The sequence below is a fragment of the Bartonella acomydis genome (assembly GCF_039543025.1).
GTDB classification, from domain to species: domain Bacteria; phylum Pseudomonadota; class Alphaproteobacteria; order Rhizobiales; family Rhizobiaceae; genus Bartonella; species Bartonella acomydis.
The window spans coordinates 1-724 of sequence record NZ_BAABIY010000009.1 but is presented as its reverse complement, the minus strand read 5'-3'; the positions used below and the strand labels follow the sequence as shown (position 1 = coordinate 724).

Here is a 724-nt window from a genome sequence, read left to right as displayed (position 1 = left end):
GTGAAAGCCGTATTCACACCTGCAAACGCCGATGATACACTATCATAGCTTATCTCATCAAAACTGCCATCATCTTTAAAGCTCAATATCTTGAAGCTTGGAGCAACCCATTCACCATTTTCATAAATAGCGCCACCTCCAAAATAGCTCGCAAGCATATTGCTCATCGTATAAAGTTGAGAACCATTCACTGCATCCGAAGAACTAGACGCAATTTTCCCATCTAAAATATGCGTAATCTTGCTATGGGTTTTTGCATCATCCGCGCCATGATCGGCAACAAAAGCATCCGCTTCATTGCTCCACAACAAAGCATCATTTTTAAATTGTTGCGTAATATTCGTGATGTTTTCAGTAAAATCCGTGAACTTATTCGTCAAGTTACTATTGACATGATTAATATTATTATCAAGACCTAAAAGAGCTGAACCTACATCATGATGGCTAACTATTCCTACTTCTCCATCTTTGCCAATATTAGAAAGCGTATAGCTTGGTTCTGTAAAGCTGCCATCAGTAAACTTTGCACCTCCTCCCAAAATCTTGGCTACATCTTGGCCTATCGCGTGAAGCTGTCCACCCGTGACCGCATCATGAGAATTCTCAGAAAGCACACCATCAGAAACATTATGCAATCCTACAGTATCTGAGCCTTTGCTTTTTCCAAAAGTTACACTCGTATAATCTGTATCACCATCTGCATTCTTATCATAATGAACGACCG

The 724-nt window shown here is 40.1% G+C and carries 1 pseudogene; it reads right to left on the bottom strand.

The features are described 5' to 3' along the window. Positions 1 to 724 (bottom strand): annotated as a pseudogene (locus ABD909_RS01555) (hypothetical protein); the annotation flags it as partial.